This window comes from Streptomyces sp. NPDC086989 (genome assembly GCF_044745505.1).
In the GTDB taxonomy this organism is placed as follows: domain Bacteria; phylum Actinomycetota; class Actinomycetes; order Streptomycetales; family Streptomycetaceae; genus Streptomyces.
Genome location: NZ_JBIVAL010000012.1, coordinates 152,484 through 169,938, shown reverse-complemented (window position 1 = coordinate 169,938; position 17,455 = coordinate 152,484). Strand labels below are relative to the sequence as shown.

Annotated in this window: 15 protein-coding genes; 9 read left to right on the top strand and 6 right to left on the bottom strand. The window is 72.2% G+C overall.

The window, feature by feature from the left end; all coding sequences use genetic code 11:
- Positions 1 to 389: 389 nt before the first annotated feature.
- Together ptsP and ACIPK4_RS27820 are read right to left on the bottom strand one after the other, a co-directional pair.
- On the bottom strand, positions 390 to 2,051 hold the full coding sequence (gene ptsP / locus ACIPK4_RS27825; protein ID WP_402317236.1) for a phosphoenolpyruvate--protein phosphotransferase: 1,662 nt from the start codon (positions 2,049 to 2,051) through the stop codon (positions 390 to 392).
- Complete coding sequence (locus ACIPK4_RS27820) at positions 2,048 to 2,320, bottom strand: HPr family phosphocarrier protein (protein ID WP_344150344.1); 273 nt, start codon at positions 2,318 to 2,320, stop codon at positions 2,048 to 2,050. The genes ptsP and ACIPK4_RS27820 overlap by 4 nt, the downstream gene beginning before the upstream one ends.
- A gap of 320 nt (positions 2,321 to 2,640) precedes the next feature.
- Here ACIPK4_RS27820 and ACIPK4_RS27815 point away from each other — a divergent pair, with 320 nt between their 5' ends.
- The 5 genes from ACIPK4_RS27815 (at position 2,641) to ACIPK4_RS27795 (ending at position 7,551) form a co-directional block, all read left to right on the top strand.
- Positions 2,641 to 3,402, top strand: coding sequence for a DeoR/GlpR family DNA-binding transcription regulator (locus tag ACIPK4_RS27815; protein WP_402317233.1), 762 nt, complete (start codon positions 2,641 to 2,643; stop codon positions 3,400 to 3,402).
- Positions 3,399 to 4,355 (top strand): 1-phosphofructokinase, encoded by a 957-nt coding sequence (pfkB, locus tag ACIPK4_RS27810; protein WP_402317231.1) that lies wholly within the window; start codon positions 3,399 to 3,401, stop codon positions 4,353 to 4,355. Before ACIPK4_RS27815 ends, pfkB begins: the two co-directional genes overlap by 4 nt.
- Positions 4,356 to 4,479: 124 nt before the next feature.
- Positions 4,480 to 6,522 carry a fructose-specific PTS transporter subunit EIIC gene (locus ACIPK4_RS27805; protein WP_402317229.1) on the top strand — a complete coding sequence of 681 codons (2,043 nt, stop codon included), beginning with the start codon at positions 4,480 to 4,482 and terminating at the stop codon, positions 6,520 to 6,522.
- Positions 6,523 to 6,871: 349 nt separating this feature from the next.
- On the top strand, positions 6,872 to 7,282 hold the full coding sequence (locus tag ACIPK4_RS27800) for an ATP-binding protein (RefSeq protein WP_402317227.1): 411 nt from the start codon (positions 6,872 to 6,874) through the stop codon (positions 7,280 to 7,282).
- Complete coding sequence (locus ACIPK4_RS27795; protein ID WP_402317226.1) at positions 7,279 to 7,551, top strand: DUF6126 family protein; 273 nt, start codon at positions 7,279 to 7,281, stop codon at positions 7,549 to 7,551. The genes ACIPK4_RS27800 and ACIPK4_RS27795 overlap by 4 nt, the downstream gene beginning before the upstream one ends.
- 162 nt (positions 7,552 to 7,713) lie before the next feature.
- On the opposite strand, the gene ACIPK4_RS27790 is transcribed toward ACIPK4_RS27795, so the two are convergent.
- The 3 genes from ACIPK4_RS27790 to ACIPK4_RS27780 form a co-directional block, all read right to left on the bottom strand.
- A complete protein-coding gene (locus ACIPK4_RS27790; RefSeq protein ID WP_402317224.1) occupies positions 7,714 to 8,049 on the bottom strand; it encodes an ArsR/SmtB family transcription factor in 336 nt (111 codons plus the stop codon).
- 176 nt (positions 8,050 to 8,225) lie between these two features.
- Complete coding sequence (locus ACIPK4_RS27785; RefSeq protein ID WP_402317221.1) at positions 8,226 to 8,426, bottom strand: hypothetical protein; 201 nt, start codon at positions 8,424 to 8,426, stop codon at positions 8,226 to 8,228.
- On the bottom strand, positions 8,423 to 10,078 hold the full coding sequence (locus tag ACIPK4_RS27780) for a SulP family inorganic anion transporter (RefSeq protein WP_402317460.1): 1,656 nt from the start codon (positions 10,076 to 10,078) through the stop codon (positions 8,423 to 8,425). Before ACIPK4_RS27780 ends, ACIPK4_RS27785 begins: the two co-directional genes overlap by 4 nt.
- Positions 10,079 to 10,445: 367 nt before the next feature.
- Between ACIPK4_RS27780 and ACIPK4_RS27775 the strand changes: the two genes are divergently transcribed.
- Complete coding sequence (locus ACIPK4_RS27775) at positions 10,446 to 10,805, top strand: zinc ribbon domain-containing protein YjdM (protein ID WP_402317218.1); 360 nt, start codon at positions 10,446 to 10,448, stop codon at positions 10,803 to 10,805.
- A 105-nt stretch (positions 10,806 to 10,910) separates the two neighbouring features.
- Here ACIPK4_RS27775 and ACIPK4_RS27770 read toward each other — a convergent pair whose 3' ends face one another.
- Entirely contained in the window at positions 10,911 to 12,050 is a 1,140-nt protein-coding gene (locus ACIPK4_RS27770; protein ID WP_402317216.1) for a helix-turn-helix domain-containing protein, read from the bottom strand.
- Positions 12,051 to 12,136: 86 nt separating this feature from the next.
- On the opposite strand from ACIPK4_RS27770, the gene ACIPK4_RS27765 reads away from it, so the two are divergent.
- From ACIPK4_RS27765 to ACIPK4_RS27755, 3 genes are all read left to right on the top strand, one after another.
- Positions 12,137 to 13,192: a ferredoxin reductase gene (locus ACIPK4_RS27765; RefSeq protein ID WP_402317213.1), complete on the top strand. Its 1,056-nt coding sequence runs from the start codon at positions 12,137 to 12,139 to the stop codon at positions 13,190 to 13,192.
- Positions 13,193 to 13,199: 7 nt separating this feature from the next.
- Positions 13,200 to 14,318 carry a fatty acid desaturase family protein gene (locus ACIPK4_RS27760; protein WP_402317210.1) on the top strand — a complete coding sequence of 373 codons (1,119 nt, stop codon included), beginning with the start codon at positions 13,200 to 13,202 and terminating at the stop codon, positions 14,316 to 14,318.
- Positions 14,319 to 14,588: 270 nt separating this feature from the next.
- Entirely contained in the window at positions 14,589 to 17,450 is a 2,862-nt protein-coding gene (locus ACIPK4_RS27755) for a peroxidase family protein (protein WP_402317207.1), read from the top strand.
- Positions 17,451 to 17,455: the final 5 nt, after the last annotated feature.

Genomic DNA, 17,455 nt, shown 5'->3' with positions numbered 1-17,455 from the left:
TTCCACGGCAGTGCCGAGCCGTGCTCGTGACGTCTTGGCCAGCACGCTCTTCCCGACGCCGGCGGGGGTGAGGAAGACGAACGAGCGCGACAGGGCGGTGGGCGCGGCTACAGCTTGAGGTGTCACACCCATTGCCGGTGTGCGGCGCCGTGGCAGGACCGGACCTGCTCCCACCGGTCGGTGCCCTCGGTCCAGGCGCCTTCGCCGTGGGTGAGCCACTGCTCCAGGGAGGGCTTCCGTTCCCGAACCGGCCGGCGGGCGTGCGTCCCTGCCCGACCGCCTCGCCGTGGGCGGAACAGGTTCAGCGGATGGCCGTCGCCGTCTCCCGGACGGGGCCCGCGGTCCGTCGTCGTTGCCGCCGCGGGGAGCCGCGTCGGTCGCGCCGCTTCTCATCCGCCTCCCGCGACCCTCGACCGGACCTTGCCGCGGGCATCGGCGGCGTCATCTGCGAGCAGGGCCAGCTCGGCGAGTTCGCGGCACTCCGCCAGGGTGTGGGCGGCCAGTGCCGCCCGTACCTCGGGGAGCGAGGCGGGCGCGGCCGACAGGCTGGTGATGCCGAGGCCGACCAGCACCAGGGCGAGCGTCGGGTCGGCGGCCGCCTCACCGCACACGCCGATCGGACGGCCGTGTTCGGCCGCGGACCGGGCGGCGGAGGCGACCAGCGTGAGCAGGGCCGGCTGCCACGGGTCGAGGAGCTCGGCGAGGGAGCCGAGCGTGCGGTCGGCCGCGAAGGTGTACTGGGCCAGGTCGTTGGTCCCGATGCTGAAGAAGTCGCAGACCTCCGCCAGCCGGTCGGTCCGCAGGGCGGCCGCCGGGACCTCGATCATGGCGCCGGCCAGCGGCAGGCCGTGCGCGCGGACCCGGGCGGCGAACTCGGCCGCCTCGGACGGCACCGACACCATCGGGGCCATCACCCAGACCTGCGCGGCGCCGTCCTCGGCGGCCTCGGCGATCGCGGCGAGCTGGGTCTCCAGCAGATGGGGGTCGCGGGCGGCCGTGCGCAGGCCGCGGACGCCGAGGGCCGGGTTCTCCTCATCGGCGGCCGTGGCGAAGAGCAGCGGTTTGTCCGCCCCCGCGTCGAGCGTGCGGACGACGACCCGGCGGCCGGCGAAGGCCGCGAAGACCCGCCGGTAGGCGGTGGCCTGTTCGGCGAGGCCCGGTGCCTCGGCGCGGTCCAGGAAGAGGAACTCGGTGCGGAACAGGCCCACGCCCTCGGCGTCGGCCGCGGCCGCGCCGGGCAGCTCGTGCGGCGCTCCGAGGTTGACGAGGAGTGCGACCGGATGGCCGTCCGCCGTCCGGCCCGGCCCCTGGACCCGGGCCGTCAGCTCGCGGCGGCGGCGCTCCCGTTCGGCGGCCCGCCCGAGCGACTCCGGGCTCGGGTCGGGCTCGACCACGCCGTCCGCGCCGTGCACCAGGACCTGCCGGCCGTCCTGGAGCTCCATGGCGCCGGCGCAGCCGACCACGGCGGGGACGCCGAGTGCCTTGGCGAGGATGGCCGTGTGACTGGTCGGCCCGCCGCGGACGGTGACCAGGGCCAGCACCCGGGCGGGGTCGAGCAGCGCCGTGTCGGCGGGCGCCAGGTCTTCGGCGACCAGGACGTACGGGTGTCCCGGGTCAGGCAGACCGGGCACGGGCAGGCCCAGCAGGTGCGCCACCGCGCGGTCGCGCAGGTCGTCCAGGTCGGCGACGCGTTCCGCGAAATGACCGCCGGCGGCGGCCAGCGCGGTGCGGAATCCGTCGAAGGCGGTGGCGAGCGCGTGGGCGCCGTCGGTACCCCGTTCGGCCAGGGCGGCCGCCGCGTCGGCGAGGACCGGATCGGCGGCCATCATGGCCTGCGCGGCGAGCACGTCGCAGCCGGGGCCGCGCACGCGGGCGGCTCGCTCGTTCAGATCGGTGACGACCGCCGCGAGGGCGGCGCGGACCGCCGCCGCCTCGGCGGCCGGGTCGGCGACGGGCCTCGGTGCGGGCAGCGCGGGTACGGACGCCATCCGGGCGACCGGGCCCGCCGCGCTGCCCGCACCGACGCCGATCCCGCGGATCGGCTCGCTCATGCCGCTGCGTCGAGGTCGGAGGCGAGCAGGTCGGCAAGCGCCTTCAGCGAGTCCTGGGCCTGGTCGCCGGTCGCGGTGAGCTCCAGGGCCTCGCCGCAGCCGGCGGCGAGGGCGAGGACGGAGAGCAGGCTGCGGGCGTCGACCGGGACCTGCCCCGGGCGGCCGACGGTGACCTTGACCGGCTGGCGGGCGGCGGCCTGGACGAACAGCGAGGCCGGGCGGGCGTGCAGGCCGCTCCGGGAGCCGACGGTGACCTGGATCGAGTGCATGGGAGGTCCTTGGAGGAGATGAGCGGAGGAGACGGGCGCCGACCCGGGTGGGATCCGGGTCGGCCGGGGAGTGGGTCACGGTGGCCGGACCCGGTCTCCGCGGTACGGGGGCGGTGGCGGAGGGCGGGGCGGACCGTGGTTCCAAGCCCGTCAGCGTGTTGTTTCGATTGGTTCTACGTCCGATTGCCGAGCAATGTCAACACATTCGGGCAATTTCAAAGATGAGCGCAAAGCCGGTACGACCTCTTGCGTTTTCATTCGAAGCGCGTATGGTCGGCCTGAAGCAAGCGCGAACAGACATGAAACGGACCCAATCCCACATGTACGCACCCGAGCGGCAGCAAGAGATCCTCCGCCTCGCGCAGAAGCAGGGCAGGGTGGACGTGCCGACACTCGCCGAGGACTTCGGCGTCACGCAGGAGACCATCCGGCGTGACCTGAGCGCCCTCGACCGGGCCGGTCTGCTGCACCGGGTGCACGGCGGCGCGCTGCCCGCCGGCGCGCTGCACCTGGAGCCCGGTCTGGCCGAACGGGACTCCACGGCCGCGACCGAGAAGGAGCGCATCGCCAAGGCGGCCCTCGACCTGCTGCCCGCCGAGGGCAGCGTGATCCTTGACGCCGGGACGACCGTCTCCCGGCTGGCCGGCCTGCTGCCCGCCGACAGCAGGCTCACCGTCGTCACCAACGCGCTCCCGGTCGCCGCCCGGCTGGCCGACCACCCCGGGCTCACCCTCCACCTGGTGGGCGGCCGACTGCGCCACCGCACCCAGGCCGCCGTCGACGCGTGGGCGCTGCGCGACCTGGCGGACGTCCACGCGGACGTCGCGGTGATCGCCACCAACGGCTTCTCCCCGGAGGGCGGCCTCTCGACGCCGGACCTCGCCGAGGCAGCCGTGAAACGGGCGATGCTCACCGGTGCCCGGCGGGTCGTCCTGGTGGCCGATTCCTCCAAGTACGGCGCCCGCCACTTCGCCCGCTTCGGCTCGCTGGACCAGGTGGACGTGCTGGTCACGGACACCGGTCTGACCGACGAGCAGGCCGCCGGAATCGAGAACCACGGACCGGAAGTCATCCGCGCATGATCGTCACCATCACCCCGAACCCCAGCCTCGATCGCACCTACGAACTGGGAACCCTCGTCCCCGGCGAAGTCAACCGGGCCTCGCACGACCGGCTCGACCCGGGCGGCAAGGGCGTCAACGTCTCCCGCGCGCTCACGGCCGCCGGCCACCGCACCAGCGCGGTCCTTCCACTGGGCGGCCTCTCCGGACAGCTGCTCGCCGACCTGTTGCGCCACCAGGGCATCGACGTCGCGGCGGTCGCGATCTCGGGCGACACCCGGATCAACGTCTCGATCGCCGAGCTCGGCGGCAGCCTCACGAAGATCAACGCCGTGGGCCCCGAACTCAGCGCCGCCGAGTCGGCCGCCCTGCTCGCGCTCGTCCGCGACGCCCAGAAGACCGGCCAGGGCACCGGGAGCGACGTGCAGTGGCTCGCCTGCTGCGGCAGCCTGCCGCGCGGTCTGGCACCCGAGTGGTACGCGGAAGTGGTCGCCCAGGTGCACTCGGGTGGCGCCCGGATCGCCCTCGACACCTCCGGTCCCGCGCTGCTGGCCGCGCTCTCGGCCCGCCCCGACGTGGTCAAGCCCAACCGGGAGGAACTCGCGGAGGCCGTGGGCCGCCCGGTCCGCACCGTCGGCGACGCCGTGGACGCGGCCAGGGAGCTGCGCGAGCGCGGCGCCCAGCAGGTCCTCGCCAGCCTCGGTGCGGACGGCATGCTGCTCGTCGCCGAGGAGAGCTGGTACGGCACCGCACCGGTCGCCGCCGTCCGCAGCGACGTGGGAGCGGGCGACGCCTCGCTCGCGGGCTTCCTCGGCGCCGGCGGCACCGGCCCCGAGGCCCTCGTGGCGGCGCTGGCGCACGGCGCCGCCGCCGTACAACTGCCGGGGAGCGTCATGCCGACCCCGGCCCATCTGGACCCGGCCGCGGTGGTCGTGACGGCGGACCTCCCGCTCGACCGACCGCTCCGCGGTTGAGAACTGCCTCCTGAGGACGGCTTCGCCCTCAGGAGGCAGAACGCCGCCCGACCGTGTGGGACGGAAGGGCACCGATTCCCGGGGGCAAGGGACACTGTCAGGAACCAGTCGAAGGATCGACACGATGACCGACACGATGAGCGAGACCAGCGGGCTGATCACGCCCGCACTCGTCGATCTCTACCTCGCCCCCGAGGACAAGAACGAAGCCCTCCGCGTCCTCGCCCAGCGGCTCGTCGCCGAGGGCCGGGTCACCGACCTCGACGGCTTCCTCGCCGACGTCGCCGCCCGGGAGGCCCAGGCACCGACCGGAATGGGTGACGGGATCGGCATCCCGCACTGCCGGTCGCCCCACGTCACGCAGCCGAGCCTGGCCTTCGGCCGCAGCGCCCGGGGTGTGGACTTCGACGCCCCGGACGGACGGCCCGCCGACCTGATCTTCATGATCGCGGCTCCGGCCGGTGCGGACGACACGCATCTGCAGATCCTCGCCGCGCTGGCCCGCCGCCTCATGGACCCCGCTTTCACCGGCGCCCTGCGCGACGCCGAGAGCCCGAGCGCGGTCGCGGCGCGGATCAACGGCGAGGAGCCGCCGGCTGCCGTTGCGGAGACGGCCGAGGCTTCGGAGGCGGTCGCGGCCCTGGGGGCGACCGCCGCGACGGAAACGGCCGCCTCCGACGGCGGGCTGCGGCTCGTCGCGGTGACCTCCTGCCCGACCGGCATCGCCCACACGTACATGGCCGCCAAGGCCCTGGAACAGGCAGCCGCCCGGTCGGGGGCGCGGATCCAGGTCGAGACCCAGGGGTCGGCCGGGACGACGCCGCTCGACCCCGAGGTCATCGCGGCAGCCGACGCGGTGATCTTCGCCCATGACGTGGAGATACGGGACCGGGCCCGCTTCGCCGGCAAGCCGACCGTGGACGTGGGCGTCAAGGCCGGGGTCAACCGCGCCGACGACCTGATCGCGCAGGCCGCCGGACTGGTCAAGGCAGCCGACGGGGGCGCGCGTACCGCCACCACCCCGGTCGCCGCGCCGAGCGCACCTTCGGGCGAGCACTGGGCGCAGCGGCTGCGCACCTACCTGATGACGGGCGTCAGCTACATGATCCCGTTCGTCGCGGCCGGCGGACTGCTGATCGCGCTCGCCTTCGCGATAGGCGGCTACCAGATCGCCTCCGCGCCGTCCGTACTGGGCCACTTCGACTGGACCTCCTCGCACAGCTGGGCGGCGATGCTGTTCCAGACCGGCAAGACCTCCTTCGGCTTCCTGGTCCCCGTCCTCTCCGGGTACATCGCCTGGGCGATCGCGGACCGGGCGGCGCTGGCCGCCGGCATCGCCGGCGGCGCCGTCTCGGTGGCGGTCGGCGCGGGCTTCCTCGGCGGCATCGTGTCAGGCCTGGTCGCGGGCTTCCTGGTGCTGTGGATGATCCGGTGGAACGTGCCCCGGGCGATCAAGGGCATCATGCCGGTCGTGGTGATCCCACTGCTGTCGGTGGCGGCGGTCGGCTTCCTGATGTTCGTGGTGGTCGGCTCGCCGATCGCCTCGGCGATGAACGGCCTGACCGACTGGCTGAACGGTCTCTCCGGCTCCAACGCGATCCTGCTCGGTGTGCTGCTCGGCGCGATGATGGCCTTCGACATGGGAGGTCCGCTCAACAAGGTCGCCTACACCTTCGCGGCCGGTGTGCTCACCACCGCGGGTGCCACCCCGGACGCCGGCAGCCTCAAGGTGATGGCTGCCGTGATGGCCGCCGGCATGACCCCGCCGCTGGGCATGGCCCTGGCGACCGTCGTCCGGCGCAGGCTGTTCACCCCTGAGGAGCGGGAGAACGGGAAGGCCGCCTGGGTGCTCGGCGCCTCGTTCATCACCGAGGGCGCGATCCCGTTCGCGGCGGCCGACCCGCTGCGGGTCATCCCGGCGGGCATCGCCGGCAGCATGACCGCCGGTGGCCTGGTGATGGCCTTCGGCTCCACCCTGCGTGCCCCGCACGGCGGGATCTGGGTGCTCCCCCTGATCGGCAGCCCGTTCCTCTACCTGCTTGCGGTCGCGGCGGGCACGGTGGTCACCACGGGGATGGTGGTGCTGCTCAAGGGAATGCGGGAGTCCGCCGCCCCGGCGCCCTCCGCCTCCTCCTCCCTTGCCGGGAAGCAGCCGGCCGCCGTCTGACCCGGCGGGCCGTGGGACGCCTCCGGGATGACCCGGCCGCCCGGTGGGACCGGGCGGCCGGGTCAGGAACGCACCCGGCGCCTCGGAGCACGCTACGAACTGACCAGCCGGCTGATGCGCACGGTGCCCCGATCGGCCGTGGCCGGTGAACTTCCCGGCGGACCCGCACCAGCTAGACTTGCAGAGTTATGCAATTCACTAGTTGTGGACATGGTGGACAGGGGTTGCGGTGTGGCCGGGTTCGAGGAAGCGGCGCTGGAACGGGTCAGCCGATGAACCTCGCGGTGCCCTCGGCGGGTCTGGGGCGTCGGTGAAAGCCAGGCACCCCAGCGGACAGGCGGCTGTCGAGGTGCGCAAGCACGTGTGGACGGTGCCGCTGGTGCCGGGTTCCGTGCGGGCCGCGCGCGAGCGCAGCGAACGCTCTCTGGTCCTCTTCGGGCTGGAGAGCTCCTCGGCGCTCTTCGGCGCCGTGCTCCTGGTGGTCAGCGAGCTGGTGGCCAACGCCGTCCGGCACGCTCAGCACTCCCCGGACGCCGAGATCACCCTCCATATGACCGATCACCTGCTCTTGGCCTCCGTCGGGGACCTCGACCCGCGCCCGATAACGCTGGCCGATGCCGGCCAGACCGCCGGGCAGGGGATGCGCACGGTGGCTGACCTGGCGCGGACTTTCGGCGGTGACGTCCGCATCGAGCCCTCCTCCGGCGGCCGCGGCAAGACGGTTGCCGTCCGCTTCGTCCTCCCGGAAGGCACGCCGTGACCAGCAACAGTGGAGGGGCCGCCCAGTTGTACGAGATCACTTGCCTCGGCGCCGGCCCTGAGCCCGAGGCCCGCACGGTCGAGGCCGGGTACCAGGAAGGAAGACGCAGCATGACGGACGACCTGCCCGAGAAGGACACCGCGTCGGAGCATGAGAAGTGGAAGGAGAAGGGCGTCGCGATGCGCGCCTTCTTCTACATCTTCGGCACGCACGTGTTCGCCGGCTTCATCTGGTTGCTGTTCTACCTGGGGCAGCACGCCCAGAAGTGAGACCGGCGCCGAAGTGGGGTCCAGGCGCGCCTGTGGCGCACGTTCGGCACAGAAGAGAGCGGCCGTCTTCCGGTGTCAGAAGCGCGTCGAACCCGCACCGGCGGAAGACGGCCGCCGCATGTGGGGTGCAGGCCCCGCAGGGCCGGCACCGAGGAGCACCGGTCAGGCGTGGCGGCCGGCCTTGAGGTCGGCCAGGAGTTCCGCCTGGCCTTCCAGGACCCCGGAGAGGATGCCGCGGGCGACCCGCAGGAGCTCCGCGATCTGGGGATGGGTCAGGCTGTAGTAGACGTTCGAGCCTTCGCGGCGGGTGACCACCAGGTTGGCCTTGCGCAGGACGGCGAGCTGCTGGGAGAGGCTCGCGGCCTCCACCCCGACCTCGGGCAGCATCTCGGCGACCGCGTGCTCGCGTACGGACAGGAGCTCCAGGACACGGATGCGGACCGGGTGTCCCAGCGTTTTGAAGAACTCCGCCTTCAGCTGGTACAGCGGCGTGCTCACCTGTGTGCCTCTCCCCTGACTGCCCATCTCGTCCACCCGGAACCGTTTCTTCGTAGGGGCATCCGTTCGCCCCTCTTCGCACCTTGCGACCTCCACAATTGCAGATCCCTGCAACTCGCGGGACCTGGCGGGGCGCCTTCGTGACCTTCGACTCCCCGGGGCGGGGCCTTCGTCGGTCAGGCCTTCTTGAGGAACTCGGCCTTCAGGACCAGGCCGTTGGATGGTGGGGCTGGTCTCAGATTGACGTGTGCGGCGGGGCGGACGACGGCCAGCTCCCGCCGGACGTGGATGAGGCGGCCCTGCGCGGAGCCTTCGAGGAGCCACAGGGCCTCTGTGCCGGAGCCCTCGATCATGTGGAGGTCGGCGGGGACGGTCATCGTGAGGCCTTCCGGACGCGGTGCGGCCCGTGGTGCGTACGCGGCAGCAGGCCCGCCTGCGCCAGATGTTTGCGGGCGCCGGCGATCGCCTCCGGGGTGGTGGCGTACTCGCGGCCCCCCAGGCGCAGCAGCTCCAGGGCGCCGACGGCGTCCAGGGCCTGGCGCTGGCCGGGTCGGATGCCGGAGGTCATCACGGCGATGCCGCGCCGGTTGAGCTTCTCCACGGCGTCTTTGAGGACGAGGGCGCCGGTGGCGTCCAGGGTGGTCACCCTCGCCATGCGCAGGATCACCACCTTGACGTCGGCGACCTCGGAGAGTTCGAGGAGGAAGCGGTGGGCGCCGGCGAAGAACAGGGGTCCGTCGATGCGGTAGGCGACGATGTGCTCGGCGAGCAGCGCGTGCTCCTCGTCGCTGTGCTCGCCGGGCACGTCCGGGCGGAAGTCGACCTGCTCCATCCGCGCCTGACTCGCCACCGCCTTCAAAGCCAAGGCACCGGCGACGACGAGCCCGATGATCACCGCGTACACGAGGTCGAGAACCAGGGTGGCAGCGGCGGTCAGGACCAGGACGAGCGCATCCGAGCGGGTCGCCTTCGTGATCGCGCGTAGCGAGCCGACTGCCACCATGCGGATCGCCGTCGCCAGCAGCACGCCCGCCAGCGCGGCGAGCGGGACCTTCGAGACCAGGGGGGCGGCGGCGAACACGATCACCGCCAGCACCGCGGCATGGGTGAGCGCAGCCAGCCGGGAGGTGGCGCCGGTGCGGACGTTGACCGCGGTCCGCGCGATGGCGGCGGTGGCGGGCACGCCGCCGAACAGCGGGGCCGCCAGGTTGGCGATGCCCTGGCCGAACAGCTCCTTGTCCGGGTCGTGCTGCTGGCCCACCGTCATCCCGTCCGCCACGGTCGCCGACAGCAGCGACTCCAGCGCGGCGAGCGCCGCGACCGCGACCGCCGGGGCCAGCAGGGAGCCGAACGCGGACACGTCGAGGAAGGCGAGGGACGGGGCGGGGAGCCCGGCGGGAAGGGCACCGATGGGGGCCGCCGCGTCGAGGTGGCAGAGCTGCGCGATCACGGTCGCGGCGATCACCGCGACGATCGAGAACGGGACCGCCGGCTTCCACCGCGCCCCGGCCAGCATCACGGCGGCGACGGCCAGCGAGAGTCCGGTCGCCGTCCAGTTCGGGAAGGCCACGAAATCCACGAGCGCCCGCCACGCCACCAGCAGGACCTTCTCCCCCTCCGGCTTCTCCACGCCGAGGGCGTTGGGCATCTGCTGGAGGCCGATCACGCACGCGATCCCGAGGGTGAAGCCCTCCACCACCGGCGCCGGCACGTACCGCATGTACTGTCCGGCCCGCAGCAGCGCGAGACCGATCAGGAGGACACCGGCCATCAGGCCGACGGTGAGCACGGCGCCGGGCCCGTACTGGGCGACGATCGGCACCAGGACCACGGTCATCGCGCCGGTCGGTCCGGACACCTGGAGGTTCGACCCGCCGAACAGCGCGGCGAGCGCGCCCGCGACCACGGCGGTGGCCAGCCCCGCCTCCGCGCCCAGGCCGGAGGAGACCCCGAACCCGAGGGCGAGCGGAAGGGCGACGATCGCCACGGTGAGGCCGGCCAGGAGGTCCCGACGGGGACTGCGGGCCATCACCGCGTAGTCGGCCCGGGCGGGCAGGACGGAGCGCACCCGGCCCCACACGGCCGTCACCGTGGTGTTCACGCTCACGAGGCCGCGACCTCGGCCTCGCGCAGTTCCTCGAGCAGCACGCTCTGACCGGCCAGGACTCTCAGCGGAACCGGCACGGTCTCGCACCCTTCTCACCACCTCGAACGGGGCGAACGCCCTGGTGCTGCGCCCCGCGGCTACCCGGGGGGACAACACATGCAGCATCTATGAAATTGCATACTTTTGCAATTTGCTAATATGGCTGCTTCCCTGTGCGGATGCCCGTGAGGTGGCCAGCCGGTCGTACTCCAGGGTGCTCCCGCTCCCCGACGTCCAGAAACCTGCGTGAATGAGCGACAACCTGCCTCCGTGTCCGAAGTGCTCCAGTGAGTACACCTACGAGATGAACGCTCTGGTGGTCTGCCCGGAGTGCGGCCACGAATGGGTACCCGCCGAGAGCGCTGAAGGCGATGCCGGTGCCGCTGGGGAGCGGGTGGTCAAGGACGCCGTGGGCAACGTGCTGTGCGACGGCGACAGCGTGACCGTCATCAAGGCTCTGAAGGTCAAGGGCAGTCCCTCGGGCATCAAGGCCGGCACCAAGGTCCGTAACATCCGCTTGATCGACGGTGTCGACGGCCACGACATCGACTGCCGGATCGAGGGTTTCGGGGCCATGCAGCTCAAGTCGAGCGTGGTCAAGAAGGCCTGACCCGCAGATCGCGCATGCGAGGTCGCCGCCCCGGCCGCCTGCTCAGTCAGGTGTTCCCGGCTGACGCGGTCTCGCGGACTCGGGCGCGGACGGTCGGAGTACGCGTCAGCTGACCCGAAGACCGACCGCCAGCGTCAGCTCCAGGAGCCGGTTGGGCGATGCGAGATCCGGAAACAGCTCCCGCAGCTGCGACATCCGGTACCGGACGGTCTGGGGATGGACGAACAACGCCGCCGCCACCTCGTCCCGCCTGCCCTGGTGCAGCAGCCACGCCCGCAACGTCTCCTCCAGCCGCCGTGCGGTCGCGGCAGACAGGGTCCGCAACGGTGCGAGGGCCCGGGCCCGCAGGTCTGCGAACGCGTCCACGTCGGCGCTCAGCACCAGCTCGGGCAGGTGCTCCTCGGTGTCGCGGATATCGGAGGAGAGGGAGCGCGCGCGTGCGGCTCGTGCGTACGAGGCGGACGCACGAGTCCAGGGCCGGGCCGGGCCGACCACGGCGGTGCGGCCGGTCAGCTGCCGCAGGAGATGTGGCCGGTCGGCATCGGGGACGAGCAGCACACCGGTGGCGTCCGGCAGATCGTCGAGGACGAGGGTGCCCGGGTCGAGCGCGCGGTAGGCGGGCCGGGCCTGCGCGGCGGGCAGCAAGACGGCGGTCAGTGAAACCGGAGGCTGCCATCCGGCCCGTTGGACGGAGGCCAGCAGCACGTCCGGGCTCGCGCCGGCGAGGAGGTCGCGGGCCAGGTGTTCCAGGTGACGCTCGTGCTCCCGGCCCCGGGCGGCCAGTTCGTCGGCGTGGCCCGCGGCGCTCGCGGCGGAGAGCTCGTCGATGTAGGCGAAGGTCAGCTCGGCGAACTTGGCGACCTCGGCGGCGGGCAGACCCGCGGGTACGGCACCCGCCGCCAGGCACCGCCAGGCCACGCGGGCCCCGACCCGGTAGGCACTGAGCAGGGCGTCCATCGAACGCCCGTCGCGCACCTCGCCGCGCCCCAGTTCGTAGGCCGCGTCGCCGCCGTCGTCGCCGACGGCGTTCCCGCTCGCGAGGTCCAGGTAGTGCCCCAGGGCGGTGCGGACGGCCCGGCGGATGGTGCCGCCCATGCGGCCCGAAAGGGCGTTGGCGTAGGGAGGGACCTCATCGATGATCGCCTGGACGACCTCGTCGGCGGTGGTCTTCAGCGCGGCCCGAAGTGCGGTGACCGTTGCCTGATCAAGAGCCGGCTCGGTGACCCTCCGGATGGGATGGCTCATTTTTCATTCCCTGCGAACAATTCAACCGACCAAATTTACGTCCTGCGGTCAGGACTTTACGCCTTGAGGCGCATCAAGCTGGGGTCATGACGAGTGCAGCCCTCCGCAGTAGGGCGTGGAAACTGCTGGAGACGATCACGACGCCGCTGCTGCCGTCGGACTACCTCGACCTGGTCAGCCCGCTGCGTGCGGGCGCTGACCTGCGTGGGCGCATCGAGGCCGTGCACCCCGAGACGGGTGACGCCGCGACGATCGTGATCAGGCCGGGAAGGGGCTGGCGCGGTCACACGGCCGGTCAGTACGTGCGGATCGGGGTCGACGTCGACGGGAGGCGCCTGTGGCGCGCCTACTCCATCACCTCCCCGACGAACCGCAAGGACGGCCGCGTCACGATCACCGTGAAGGCGATCCCGGACGGCAAGGTCAGCAACCACCTGGTCCGCAGGGCGAAACCGGGCACGCTGATCCAGCTCGACCAGCCGGCCGGTGACTTCGTCCTGCCGAAGGCCAAGCCCGCCAAGGTGCTCTACCTGACGGCCGGCAGCGGCATCACGCCCGTGATGGGCATGCTGCGTGACATCGAGTTCGACGACGTCGTCATGGTCCACTGCGCGCCGAAGCCGCAAGACGTGATCTTCCGCAGCGAACTGCACGACCTGGTCGCGGACAAGAGGCTGCGGCTCACCGAGGTGCACACCGACACGGACGGCGTGCTCGACATCGCCCGTCTCGACGAACTGGTACCCGACTGGGCCGAGCGCGAGACCTGGGCCTGCGGGCCCGCGGGCCTGCTCGACGCCGCCGAGGAGTTCTGGAGCGAACACGGCGCCCAGGAGCGCCTGCACACCGAACGCTTCCGCCCCGGCACGGTCGTCGCCGGTGACGGCGGCGCGGTCACGTTCAGCGCCACCGGCAAGACCGTCGACGCGGACGGCGCCACGCCGTTGTTGGACGTCGGCGAGGAGGCCGGCGTGCTCATGCCGTCCGGGTGCCGTATGGGCATCTGCTTCGGCTGCGTCACGCCGCTCAAGGCGGGCGCCGTCCGCGACCTGCGCACCGGCGAGATCACCGAGGCCGAGCCGGGCGTCCTCATCCAGACCTGCGTGTCCGCCGCGGCGGGCCCCTGCGACATCGAACGGTAGGAGCACCTTGACCGCCATCGACCCCACCGCCCACCTGACCGCGGAGCAGATCGAGGAGCTCGGCCGCGAGCTGGACGCGATCCGCGATGAGGTGCTTGCCGGCCGCGGCGAGAAGGACGCCGCCTACATCCGCAAGGTCATCTCGGCGCAGCGCAAGCTCGAGCTGGTCAGCCGGGGCGTGCTGCTGTTCTCCTTCTTCCCGCCCGCGTGGCTGATCGGCACCGCCGGGCTGTCCGTGGCCAAGATCATGGACAACATGGAGATCGGCCACAACATCCTGCACGGCCAGTGGGACTGGATGCGGGACCCGAAGATCCACTCCACCACCTGGGAGTGGGACCACGTCTCGCCGGCCGACCAGTGGAAGCACTCGCACAACGAGCTGCACCACACGTACACGAACGTGATCGGCAAGGACAACGACCTCGGCTACGGCATCATGCGCGTCGACGAGGACCAGCGGTGGCACCCGTTCCACCTCGGCCAGCCGCTGTGGAACTTCATCAACGCCTGCTTCTTCGAGTACGGCATCGCGGCGTACGACCTTGAACTCGGCAAGAACCTGCACAGGCGCCGCCGCAAGGACCCGGAGTTCCGCGCCCGGGCCAAGGCCGTCGGCCGCAAGATCCGCAAGCAGGTGCTCAAGGACTACGTGATCCACCCGCTGCTGTCGGGCCCGTCGTTCCTCACCACGCTCGCCGCCACGTTCACCGCGAACCTGGTCCGCAACATCTGGTCCCACTCGGTGATCATGTGCGGGCACTTCCCCGAGGGCGTGCAGGTCTTCGAGCGCCGGTCGATCAAGGGCGAGACGCGCGGCCAGTGGTACCTGCGCCAGATGATGGGCTCGGCGAACATCAGCGGCAGCAGGGCCATGCACTTCATGACCGGCAACCTGTCGCACCAGATCGAGCACCACCTGTTCCCGGACCTGCCGAGCAACCGGTACGCCGAGGTCGCGGTGAGGGTGCGCGCGCTGTTCGAGAAGTACGAGCTGGAGTACGTCACCGGGCCACTGCCCAAGCAGGTGTTCTCCGCGTGGCGCAAGGTCTTCCGGCTCTCGCTGCCGAACAGGAAGCCCGAGGTCGGTACGCCGGACCGCGCGCAGGAGCTCGTCGCTGCCTGATTCCCGGTACCGGTTCAGATCTTCCGGCCGTACCGGCGGCGCCGCCGGGTCGGTGAGCTCTGCTCGCCGGGGCCCTCTTGGCCATGACCGACCCGGACGCGCGGACGCCTCTGCGGGTCCCCGGCGGGCCGGCGGGTGAGGCCTGGGCCACCCGAAGGGGCCACGCCGGGAACCCGTCTGCCCCGCTCGGCACGACACCGCCGCGCGCGTAGGGAAATCTCGTGGGGAGTGCAGGGAACCCCCGGAAGTCCCCTTCGTGAAGAGGCGCGCATGGACGAGGTCGAGCGGTACGAGCGATACGTCGGCGGCAGCCCGGAGACCGAGCGGCTGGCCTTCGAACGGCTGGCGAAGGAACTTTTGCGCGTCCAGCTCAAGGCGAAGCGGCGCAGCGGCGCCGCCGCCCCGGAGCGGACCTTCCACGCCAAGGCGGTCCTCGGCGTGGAGAACGGGCGCCTGCGGTTCCGCGACGACCTGCCCGAGCAGCTGCGGACCGGGTTCGCCCGGCCCGGGGCCGAGTACCCGGTGACGGTCCGGCTGTCCAACGCCAGCGGGGTCCGCCGGCCCGACTCCGCGCCCGATCTGCGCGGGGTGGCGCTGCGCGTGGAGGTGGGGCCCGAGGAGACCCACGATCTGCTGATGACCAGCTTCCCGGTCTCCCACGCCCGCGACGCGCGCGAGTTCGTGGCCTTCGCCAAGGCCATGGCGGGTGCCGATTCGCGGCCCGCACAGGGGTTCGCGCTGTTCGTCAAGCTGCCCCTGGCGGTCGGCTGGTCCACGGCGCGCCGCATGCGGCGCAACGTCCTCGCGGGGAGCAGGCGCACCGTGTCCAGCCTGGCGCTGGAGACGTACTGGAGCCGGGGCGCGATCCTGTGGGGCGCCGCCGGGCCGGTGCGCTACCAGCTGCGCCCCGCTCCGGGCGCCGCGCCGGCCCCGGCGGGGGCACCGGCCGGTCCCGACGGCCTGCGGCACGAGCTGGCACGGAGGCTGAGTGCCGGGGACGTCGTCTTCGAGCTGTGCGTACAGCGCTACGTGGACCCGCGGCGCACCCCGATCGAGGACGGCGCGGCCGAGTGGAGGGAGCGGGACGCGCCCGTCGTGCCCGTGGCCACGCTGACCGTCCCGCGCCAGGACGTCCACACGGCCGAGGCGCGCGCCGCCGAGGCGCGGATCGAGCTGCTGGCCTTCAACCCGTGGCACACCGCGGAGGGCTTCCGCCCGCTGGGGAACCTCAACCGTGCCCGCAAGCTCGCCTACGAGGCGAGCAGCGCGCACCGTCTGGGCCGCCGCTTCGTGACCGTGGAGCCGCGCCGCAACGCCCTGCTCGGGGGCCCGCTGCGGGCCGGCTTCCGTGCCGTGAACCGGGTCGTCCCGTGGCACAGGCTGCCCACCCCGGTCGCGCTGCTGAACCTGATGGCGTTCCGGCAGACGCTGCGCCGGCACAACCTGATCGACACCGAGGTGCACGAGGCGCCGCCCAAGGCGGGCCCGGTGGAGCCGCCGGTGGACGAGGAGCTGCTGGTCAGGCGCAGCTACGACGGCAGCTACAACGACCTGTCGCAGCCGCGGATGGGCGCCGCCGGCGCGACCTTCGGGCGTTCCATGCCGCCGGTGTATCAGCCGGACCGGTTCGACACCCCGAACCCGGTGACCGTGAGCAGGGAGCTGCTGCGGCGCGAGGCCTTCATCCCGGCGAAGTCGCTGAACGTGATCGCCGCGGCCTGGATCCAGTTCCAGGTGCACGACTGGGTCAACCACAAGCGGGTCCCGGTGGGCACCAGGAGCGTCGAGGTGCCGCTGCCGCCCGGCACCGACTGGCAGAACACCCCGGGTGGACCGCGCGAGAAGGTGATGCGTTTCGGTGACGACGAGCCGCTGGACGCGGCCGGGAGCGGGCGGCCGCCGGTCGTGTTCGCCGGCGGCGTGTCGCACTGGTGGGACGGTTCGGAGGTGTACGGCGGCGACCAGGCCGTCGCCACGTCCCTGCGGGAGCCCGGCGGCGGCGCCGGGCTGCGGCTGGAGCGGGGGCACCTGCCGACGAACGCGGACGGTCTGCCGGTCACCGGGTTCAGCGACAACTGGTGGCTCGGCCTGAGCGCCGTGCACACCCTGTTCGCCCGCGAGCACAACGCGGTGTGCGAGGCCCTGCGGCACGAGTACCCGCACCTGGACGAGGACCGGATCTACCACACGGCGCGGCTGATCGTCTCCGCTCTCATCGCCAAGATCCACACGGTGGAGTGGACTCCCGCGATCCTGGCCACCAAGACGCTCGCCGTCGGGATGCGGACGAACTGGGAGGGGCCGCCGAATAACTGGCTCGACCAGCTGGGCGTCTGGCTGCTGGAGGCGAACGGCAAGGACGGCATCCCCAAGAGCCTGCCCGACCACCACGGGGCCCCGTACGCCCTCACGGAGGAGTTCGTCACCGTCTACCGGATGCACCCGCTGATCCCCGACGACTACGAGTTCGTCGACCACCGCTTCGGCCGCCAGCTCGACACCCTCGGCTTGAACGACCTCCTGGGCGCCGCGGCGGAACCGCTCCTGCGCAAGACCGGCCTGGTGGACTCCCTGTACTCGCTGGGCATCGCCAACCCCGGAGCCATCACCCTGCACAACTTCCCGCGCTCGCTCCAGGCGTTCCGGCGCGACGGGGAGGTGATCGACCTGTCCGTGGTCGACCTCGTGCGCACCCGCCGCCGTGGCGTCCCCCGCTACAACGACTTCCGGGCCGGGCTGCACAAGCCGCGGATCCGCCGGTTCGAGGACCTGTCCCAGGATCCGGAGACGGTCGCGCGGCTGCGGGACGTCTACCGTTCGGTGGACGACGTCGACACGATGGTGGGGCTCTTCGCCGAGAACCCGCCCGCGGGGTTCGGCTTCAGCGACACCGCCTTCCGCGTCTTCATCCTGATGGCCAGCCGGCGGCTGCAGAGCGACCGCTTCCTCACCGTCGACTTCCGGCCCGAGATCTACACGCCGCTCGGCATGGACTGGATCGCCCGCAACGGCATGACGAGCGTCATCCTGCGGCACTGCCCCGAGCTGGCGGGCGTCCTGCCGCGCGGGGCGAGCGCCTTCGTGCCCTGGCGCCCGGTCCAGCCGGTCCGCAACCACGACGGCCGCGGCTGAACGGG